General features: G+C 63.7%; 7 protein-coding genes. 1 reads left to right on the top strand and 6 read right to left on the bottom strand.

All coding sequences use genetic code 11. The features are described from left to right. The first annotated feature begins 20 nt into the window (after window positions 1-20). On the top strand, window positions 21-563 hold the full coding sequence (locus ACVISU_RS12095) for an RNA polymerase sigma factor (RefSeq protein WP_456707091.1): 543 nt from the start codon (window positions 21-23) through the stop codon (window positions 561-563). Between the two features lie 16 nt (window positions 564-579). Here the strand turns inward: ACVISU_RS12095 and ACVISU_RS12090 are convergent, their stop codons facing one another. The 6 genes from ACVISU_RS12090 to ACVISU_RS12065 form a co-directional block, all read right to left on the bottom strand. Further along, a complete protein-coding gene (locus tag ACVISU_RS12090) occupies window positions 580-1,512 on the bottom strand; it encodes a sugar-binding protein (protein WP_456707090.1) in 933 nt (310 codons plus the stop codon). A gap of 95 nt (window positions 1,513-1,607) precedes the next feature. Then, window positions 1,608-2,690 (bottom strand): ABC transporter permease, encoded by a 1,083-nt coding sequence (locus tag ACVISU_RS12085; protein WP_456707089.1) that lies wholly within the window; start codon window positions 2,688-2,690, stop codon window positions 1,608-1,610. Further along, window positions 2,690-3,454, bottom strand: coding sequence for an ATP-binding cassette domain-containing protein (locus ACVISU_RS12080; protein ID WP_050402339.1), 765 nt, complete (start codon window positions 3,452-3,454; stop codon window positions 2,690-2,692). Before ACVISU_RS12080 ends, ACVISU_RS12085 begins: the two co-directional genes overlap by 1 nt. Before the next feature lie 38 nt (window positions 3,455-3,492). Next, a complete protein-coding gene (locus tag ACVISU_RS12075; RefSeq protein ID WP_050402338.1) occupies window positions 3,493-4,842 on the bottom strand; it encodes a carbohydrate porin in 1,350 nt (449 codons plus the stop codon). 299 nt (window positions 4,843-5,141) lie between these two features. Next, window positions 5,142-6,203 carry an ABC transporter permease gene (locus tag ACVISU_RS12070; protein WP_456707088.1) on the bottom strand — a complete coding sequence of 354 codons (1,062 nt, stop codon included), beginning with the start codon at window positions 6,201-6,203 and terminating at the stop codon, window positions 5,142-5,144. Beyond that, window positions 6,200-7,726, bottom strand: a complete 1,527-nt coding sequence (locus ACVISU_RS12065) for a sugar ABC transporter ATP-binding protein (RefSeq protein WP_456707087.1) — start codon at window positions 7,724-7,726, stop codon at window positions 6,200-6,202. Before ACVISU_RS12065 ends, ACVISU_RS12070 begins: the two co-directional genes overlap by 4 nt. Window positions 7,727-7,779 lie beyond the last annotated feature (53 nt).

The following is a 7,779-nucleotide window of genomic DNA, read 5'->3' as shown; positions in this document are numbered from 1 at the left end:
AATAGTTTGGGGTCCTGAACGTGGCTGATACCAACCAGGCTCGGCTGCGCGACCAGCTGGTGCAGAACTATGACGGCCTCATTGCGAGACTGACGCGCCACCTAGGCTCCTCAGACTTCGCCTATGAGGCCCTGCACGAGACATTCCTGCGGCTGGATCGGGTCACAGACGCGGTCCCGGTTCGCAGTCCGGCCGACTATCTCTTTCGCATCGCCATCAATGTCGCGAAGGACCGACGCAAGGCCCAGACCTATCGCCTCGGCGTGTCCGAGGTCGATGCGCTGCTGGATGTTTGCGACGAGCAGCCCGATGCTGCGCGGGTGGTCGAGGCGCGCTCCGAGATCGCAGCCTTCAAATACGCGTTGGCCGGGCTTCCGGACCGGCCTCGCCAGGTGCTTGAAGGGATTTCGATCGAGGGTGTAACGCCGCAGGAGGTCGCGGTCCGTCTGCAAATCAGCCTTCGTACGGTCGAAAATGACCTCAGACTGGCCTTACGGCACTGCGCAACCGTTCTTGGCCGCACGGTGGTCCGTCGTCTCGGCGGACCACGGCTGCGGCCGTAACTGGTTGCGGCGGCACCTACTTCAACATTGTCGCGACATTGTCCTTTGTCACGACGTCGAGACCGGTGTGGATGATCTGCGGCACCTTCTGCCCCTTCTTGATGGCAAGCAGCGTATCCATCGCCTTCTCGCCCATCTCGAACGGACGCTGGCCAATCAGTGCGTTGGCATAACCCTCGTTCAGAAGCTCGAGCTGCATCTTGAGGGTGTCGGCCACGACGAGCGTGAACTTGCCGGCGTCGATGTCCTTCTTACTCTTGCTGGCGAATGCCTTGAAGCCTTCCGGCGCGAACATCGGCCAGCCGCCGACCGGGATGATCGCAGCAAGGTCGGGAGTTGCGGTGCGCAGATCGGTCATCTGCTGGACGCCCAGGGCAGGGTCGTCGTTGCAGAAGGTTGGCGATCCCCCGACTTCGGTCCACTTCGAGCCCTTGAGTGCTTCGCGCACGCCATCGACACGTTCGGCGAGGTTCGCCGCTCCCGGCCCGCCGGAGATCATCGCGTATTTGCCGCCATTGGGCCGGAGCTTCAGCAATTGCTTGCCGAGCGCGACGCCGAACTCCTTGTTGTCGGTGCCGATATAGACAGTCCGCTTCGAGCCGGGTGCGTCCGAGTCGAACGTGATCACGGCGATGCCGGCCGCCGTCGCCGCCTCGATCGACTTGGTCATCGCGGCGACGTCGGCGACCGAGATGGCGAGGCCGTCCACCTTTTGGGTGATGAAGTCCTGGATGATCTGCGCTTGCGTCGCCGGCTCGTGCTCGACGGGACCCTTGTAGATGCATTCGATGTTGCCGAGCTCCTTGGCGCGCTTCTGGCAGCCGTCGCGCGCGAAGTCGAAGAACGGATTGTTCATCGCCTTGGGCACGATCACGAATTTGTAGCTCTGGGCAAAGCCGGGCGTCGCCATCATGGCGAGGACCGCGGCGGCAAGAAGTGTCTTCCTCATTGCTTCCCTCCACATTTTCTTGTGCCTATTCCTTGAAATCAGCAATTCCCGGAGGCGGATAGGCCGACATTGGTGGTCCTCCGGGGACGAACTCTTCAGGCCATGCGCGAGCGGAGGCGATCGACCAGCACCGCTGCGATGATGATCACGCCCACCAAGGTCTGCTGCCAATAGGAGTTGACTTGCGCGAGCACGAGGCCATTGCGGATCACCTCCAGCAGCACGCAGCCCACGATAGCTCCGAGCGGGCCGCCGGCGCCTCCGGCGAGATTGGCGCCGCCGATGACGGCAGCAGCGATGACGTTGAGCTCGTAGGACGTCGCCATGTTTGCCGGCGCCGATCCCAGCCAGCCGCAGATGATGATGCCTTGCAGGCCCGCCGCGAGCGCGCAGATCACGTAGATCCCGATTTTCACCCGCACGACCGCAATGCCGGTCAGGGCGGCCGCCTTCTCATTGCCGCCGACGGCAAAGACGTGGCGGCCGAAACTCGTGTGGTGCAGCACGACCGCCATCGCCACCGCAAGAACGACGAGGTAGATGAACGGTGCGGGCAAGCCGAATACGACGCCCGACGTCAGCGTGTAGAAATAATCGGCTTCGGGGCCGCTGGGAAAGCTGCCGCGGCCATTGGAGACGACGTAGCCGAGGCCGCGCACGATCGAGAGCATGCCGAGCGTGGTGACGAACGGCGACAGCCCGAGCACCGCGATGCAGAAGCCATTGACGAGGCCGACGATCAGCGCGACGCCGAGTCCTGCGAGGATCGAGACCAACAGGATCAATCCGGGCACATTGGCGATCACGGTCTTGCCGTCGCCGGCCAGATGTACGAACCATCCCGCGCCGGGCAGGCCCGGTGTCGAGATCTGCGTCATGACCATCGAGGTGATCATCGCGGAAAAGCACATCACCGAGCCGACCGAGAGGTCGATACCGCCGGTGATGATGACGAACGTCACGCCGAGCGTGGCGATGGCGATGAAGGAAAAATTCTTCGCCACGTTCTGTATGTTGCCCTCGGTGAGGAAATAGGGGCTGGCGAAGTTCATCACCACGAACAGCGCGACCAGCGCGAGCAGGACGTAGCCGGTCTGTGAGGCAAATAGGCCGCTCTGCCACCATCTGGCCTTGCCGACATTGGTGAAGGTGATGGGAGATTCCAGGGGCGTGGCCATCACGCAGCCTCCTTCGCTCCCGTGATGAGGGAGGTGACTTCCTCGGGGCTGGTGTCGCCGATCGCCTTGTCGGCGCGTTTCTCGCCGCGGCGCATGACGACGACGCGGTCGCAGACCGCGAACACGTCGGGCATGCGGTGCGAGATCAGCATCACCGCGACGCCCTGTTCCTTCAGGCGATGGATCAGGCTCAACACCTGCTCGACCTGGCGGACCGAGATCGCGGCCGTCGGCTCGTCCATCATCACGAGCTTGGCATTGGACAGCCGCGTCCGTGCGATCGCGACCGCCTGGCGCTGGCCGCCCGACATCTGCTTGACGAGATCGTGCGGCCGGGTCTCCGAACGCAGTTCGCCGAACAGCTCCAGCGCGCGGGCCGCCATCGCCTTGTGGTCGAGAAGCGCGAACGGACCAAGCTTGCGCTTGAGCTCACGGCCGAGGAAGACATTGGCCGCTGCCGTGAGATTGTCGGCGAGCGCGAGGTCCTGGTAGACCACTTCGATGCCGATCGCGCGGGCGTCGATCGGGCGGGCGAAATGAACCACCTTGCCGTCAAAGCGGATCTCGCCGTGACTTGGTGGGAAATTGCCGGCGATGATCTTGACCAGCGTCGATTTGCCGGCACCGTTGTCTCCCATCAGGCCGACCACTTCGCCGGGAGAAACGCGCAGGTCGACGCCATGCAACGCGCGAATGGCGCCGAACTCCTTGCCGATGCCCTTCAACTCAAGGACCGCGAGCCCGGCATCGTGAGGGGTTACCATGGTTGGTTTCGCTCAGACATGCTGGCAACCCCTCCCGATCAGAAGTGCACCAGCGTGCGCAGACCAAGGACCCAGGCATTCTCGGTCTTGATACCCGCGGCGTTGTAGCCGCGCCCGCCGGGATTGATCACGTACTGGGCGTCGAACTTGAGGTTCATCCAGCCGGTCGCCTGCCAGCCGTACCAGGCTTCGATCGGCACTTCGTTTCCACCCGCATTCAGGGTGAGCGCCGCCGAATTCACGTGCGTCGTACCCACCGCGAAGCCGACTTCGTCTTCCGGGCGCCAAGAGAACGTTCCGGTGTGCCTGAAGCCCAGGGCGACCTGGTAGTCCTGATACGACGTCCGATGATCGGCGACGGTCGTATTGAGGAACATGTACCAACCCTGTGCCTTTGCACCCTCGACGGTCAATCGCTGCAGGATCGATTCGTAGATGCCGTAGCGGCCGCGTTGATCGCCCAGATTCTGATCCGAGACACCACCCATGCCGGGGGCGATTGCGATGATGCCGGGCAGGCCGCCGTCGATCGTCGACGCGCTGTCATACCAGCCGCCGAATCTCCAGGTCCCGTTCAGGGGACCGCTCGGCGCCCAGACCACCTCGACCGGCACCAGCACGCCGGAGGCCCGGCTCGAACCGGGGACGCCCGGCAGGAAGTAAGTCGCGGAGTCCGACGTCGTCAGATAGTTCGGATTGGCGTCGTAGACGCCGACCGAAAGCTGCCATTCCTTCGTGAAGTTGTAGTGTGCAACACCGGCCCATTGGCTCACCGGCCAGTTGTAGATGTAGCCACCCTGGATGTTGCCGGGCTGGCCGCCGCAGAACGTCAGGTTGATGAATTCGCACAGGCCGAAGAAGAAGTCGGAGCCGACCGGAAGACGGCCGCCCTTCAGTTCAAGGCGGTCATCGAACAGCTTCTGCGAATAGTAGAGTTCGGTGAGGCGAAGAATACTGCCGCGGCCGAACACTTCGTTGGTCAGTTGCAGCGCCGGAATGCCTGCCTCGTCATTCAGGTTGCGGCCGAAGCGGTCGACCAGCGTGAGGCCGACCGTACCGCCCTGGATGCCGGCCAGCTTCGCCATGTCAAACTTGGCCTGGAAGAACAGCTGCCCGGCCTGGGTCGCGGTGTTCCTGTTGCCACCCGACAGGTTGCCGACGGCTTCATCGCCCAGCGTCAGGGCCAGCGAGATACCCCGCTCCTTCAGCTGCGTCCTGCCGAGATCGCCGAACAGATACGGTCTTGTCCAGAAATCATCGGTCTCCGTGTAGGGCACAGGCGGAGCCTTCGTTAAGAGATCGGCCGCATGCGCGCCGACGTTGGACAGAGATAACAAGGCGATCCCCACGCCGCACGCTCGCGCGATGTTTACAGACCAAGGTGACATTTTCTGCACTCCCAGCGTCCCCGGCTTTGTCCATTTTTGCGTCACGTTCCTGCCCAAAGCCCTTCAGCCTGGAACGTGCCCCCGTCAGTGTAGCGACACGTCAACTTGAGATAGAAAATCTACGCGCACCAAACCATTCGGGACGGTGGTGAGGTCTGCCCGCGGCCGGGCTCGGCTCACAGCGCCGACATGGACGCGAACGTCGGATGCCCGATCAGTCTTGCGCATCGAACTCTTCCCCTGTCCCTCTACCCAAGTCGCCGCGGTCGTATTCCCGATCCTGATTCTTCGTCATCGAGTTAAGCCTGGTCGCCCGCGCTCGTCGGCAACGCTGACGCGCCACGGGGAGATGCGTTTTGCAGAATTGTGGTTTCCCTTGATCGAGGCGCCGTGCGGGCGAGGCCGGCCAGCGCCGCCTTGCGCCTGCGCCGGGCCTGCAATTGCTGATCCGCCAGCACGCCGATCAGAATCACGGTTCCCATCACCGCGAAGTTCAGGGAGTTCGGAATGCCCAGGATGTTCACGAGGTTCTGCAGCACCTGCAGCAGCGCTGTCCCCAGCACGATGCCGAGAATCGAGCCTTCGCCGCCGCGCAGGCTGCAGCCACCGAGGACGGCAGCCGCAATCGCATAGAGTTCGTAGAAATTACCGAAGGAACTCGGAGAGACCGAGTTGGTGTAGAAGACGAACATGACCGTCGAAACGCCGGCGAGGCCGCCGCTGATGACATAGGCGGTCGCGATCACGAGATTCGTCCTGATGCCGGAGTAGCGCGCCGCTTCCTCGTTCTTGCCCACCGCATAAAGCCAGCGCCCGTAGACCGAACGATGCAGCAGCACGCCGAGGACCACCGCGAGGATGATCAGGAAGATGAAGGTGTTCGGAATGCCTGCAACATTGCCGGAGGCGATGTTGCTCAACGTGCTGGCCTCGTCGCCGTAGCCGAAGCCGCGCGTGGAATCGCTGGTATAGTAGCGCGCGGCACCGCGATAGATCAGCAGCCCGCACAGCGTCACGATGAAGGGCTGCATCTTCAGCCGGGTGATCAGGAAGCCCTGGATGCCGCCCAGCGCGAGCCCGCCCATCAGCACCAGCAACAGCGCGAACGGCCAGGGCACCTGGTACGTCGTCAGCAGGTCGATGAAGACGACACCGAGCAGCGCGAACATCGAGCCGAGCGAAAGATCGATGCCCCCGGTGATGATCACCAATCCTTCGCCCAGCGCGAACACACCGAACAGGCCGATCAAATTGGCCATGTTCAACAGGTTCACGAACGACAGGAAGGCCGGATTGATCGCGCCGGTGATGGCGGAGATCACCGCCAGCAGCAAGAACAGGCCGAGTTCCTTCTTCATCATGGCGCAGCGGTCTCCAGGTTTTCGAGCGCCTGGCCGACCGCCAGCCTCAACACGTTGTATTCGCTGAACTGGTCGCGCTCGAGCACGCCGCTGACGCTGCCTTCGTGCATCACCGCGACCCGGTCGGAGACGCCGATGACCTCTTCCATGTCGGATGAGATCATCACGATGGCGACGCCCTGGTCGGCGAGGCTGCGCATCAGGGCGTAGATTTCGCTCTTGGCGCCGACATCGATGCCGCGGGTCGGCTCGTCGAAGAACATCACGCGCGGCTGCATGGAAAGCCACTTGCCCAGCACAACCTTCTGCTGGTTGCCGCCGGAGAGCGTCACGGCTTCGATGTCGATGCTCGGCGCCTTGATCGACAGCCGTCTGGCCTGTTCCTTTGCGATCTTGCGCTCGGACGTGCCGTTAACCAGCCACATCCGCGCATAATCCAGCAGGCTCGCGAGCGTCACGTTCTCCCGGATCGGCAGCTCCAGCACCAGGCCGGATTTCTTGCGGTCCTCCGGCACCAGGTAGATGCCCTGCCTGATCGCATCGCGCGGCGAGGCGATACCGACCGCTGCATTGTCGATCCTGATCTCGCCCCCCAGCAGCGGGTCGATGCCGAAGACGGCGCGGGCGAGAGAGGTGCGGCCGGCACCGACGAGTCCGGCAAGGCCGAGGATCTCGCCGCGCCGCACGGAAAGGTCGATCTGCCGGTCGGGAAAGGCCGTCGTCACAACGCCGGCGATGTCGCAGCCGCCAGGCTGCGGCGCGTGCGCCGGCGGCGTGTACAGCGCTTTGAGGTCGCGGCCGATCATCAGCCGGATCATCGCGGCATGGCTCAGCTCGGCGCGCGCCAGCTCGCCCACGGTGCGCCCGTCGCGCAGTACCACGACGCGATCCGCGCAGCTCATGATCTCGCCGAGCCGGTGAGAGATGTAGATCACCGAAATGCCGTGGGCCTTCAGGTCGGCAATCACCTCCAGCAGCCGTTCGGTCTCCGAAATGGTCAGGCTGGAGGTCGGCTCGTCCATGATGATCACGCGGGCGTCGATCGAGAGCGCCTTGGCGATCTCCACCATCTGACGCTCCGCGATCGACAAATTGTCGACCAGCGTGCTCGGCGTGAAATCGGCGCCCAGCCGCTCCAGCAGCGGTGTCACGCGGGCGCGCATTTCTGCATTGTCGACTAGCTTCAGCGGGCCGCCGGCAAGCTTCTCGCGCCCGATGAAGACATTGGCCGCGACGTCGAGATTCTCGAACAGGTTCAGCTCCTGGTGCACAAAGGCGATGCCGGCGAGGGTCGCCTCGTTCACCGTCATCCTGGCGTGATCGATGCCGCCGATGCGGATCACGCCCGCGCTCGGCGCGATCACGCCCGCCAGCACGCGCATCAGCGTCGATTTTCCGGCGCCGTTCTCGCCGATCAGGCCCAGCACCTCGCCGCGGCAGACGCGCAAATTGACATCGTCGAGCGCCCTGACGCCGGGGTAGGTCTTGCTGATTCCGCTGAGTTCGAGCAGCGTCTCCGCCATTCGGCACGTCCTCCTGCAGCCCCCCGGCGGCCTGAGGCGGCCGGGCGGTCAAG

It is taken from the genome of Bradyrhizobium sp. USDA 4452 (assembly GCF_054063575.1).
This window is presented reverse-complemented; position numbering and strand designations above follow the sequence as displayed.

Bases quoted from the DNA above. Each gene is read 5' to 3' on its own strand.
- ACVISU_RS12075 (WP_050402338.1), bottom strand. From the start codon at position 4,842: ATGTCACCTTGGTCTGTAAACATCGCGCGAGCGTGCGGCGTGGGGATC.
- ACVISU_RS12065 (WP_456707087.1), bottom strand. From the start codon at position 7,726: ATGGCGGAGACGCTGCTCGAACTCAGCGGAATCAGCAAGACCTACCCC.
- ACVISU_RS12090 (WP_456707090.1), bottom strand. From the start codon at position 1,512: ATGAGGAAGACACTTCTTGCCGCCGCGGTCCTCGCCATGATGGCGACG.
- ACVISU_RS12080 (WP_050402339.1), bottom strand. From the start codon at position 3,454: ATGGTAACCCCTCACGATGCCGGGCTCGCGGTCCTTGAGTTGAAGGGC.
- ACVISU_RS12085 (WP_456707089.1), bottom strand. From the start codon at position 2,690: ATGGCCACGCCCCTGGAATCTCCCATCACCTTCACCAATGTCGGCAAG.
- ACVISU_RS12070 (WP_456707088.1), bottom strand. From the start codon at position 6,203: ATGATGAAGAAGGAACTCGGCCTGTTCTTGCTGCTGGCGGTGATCTCC.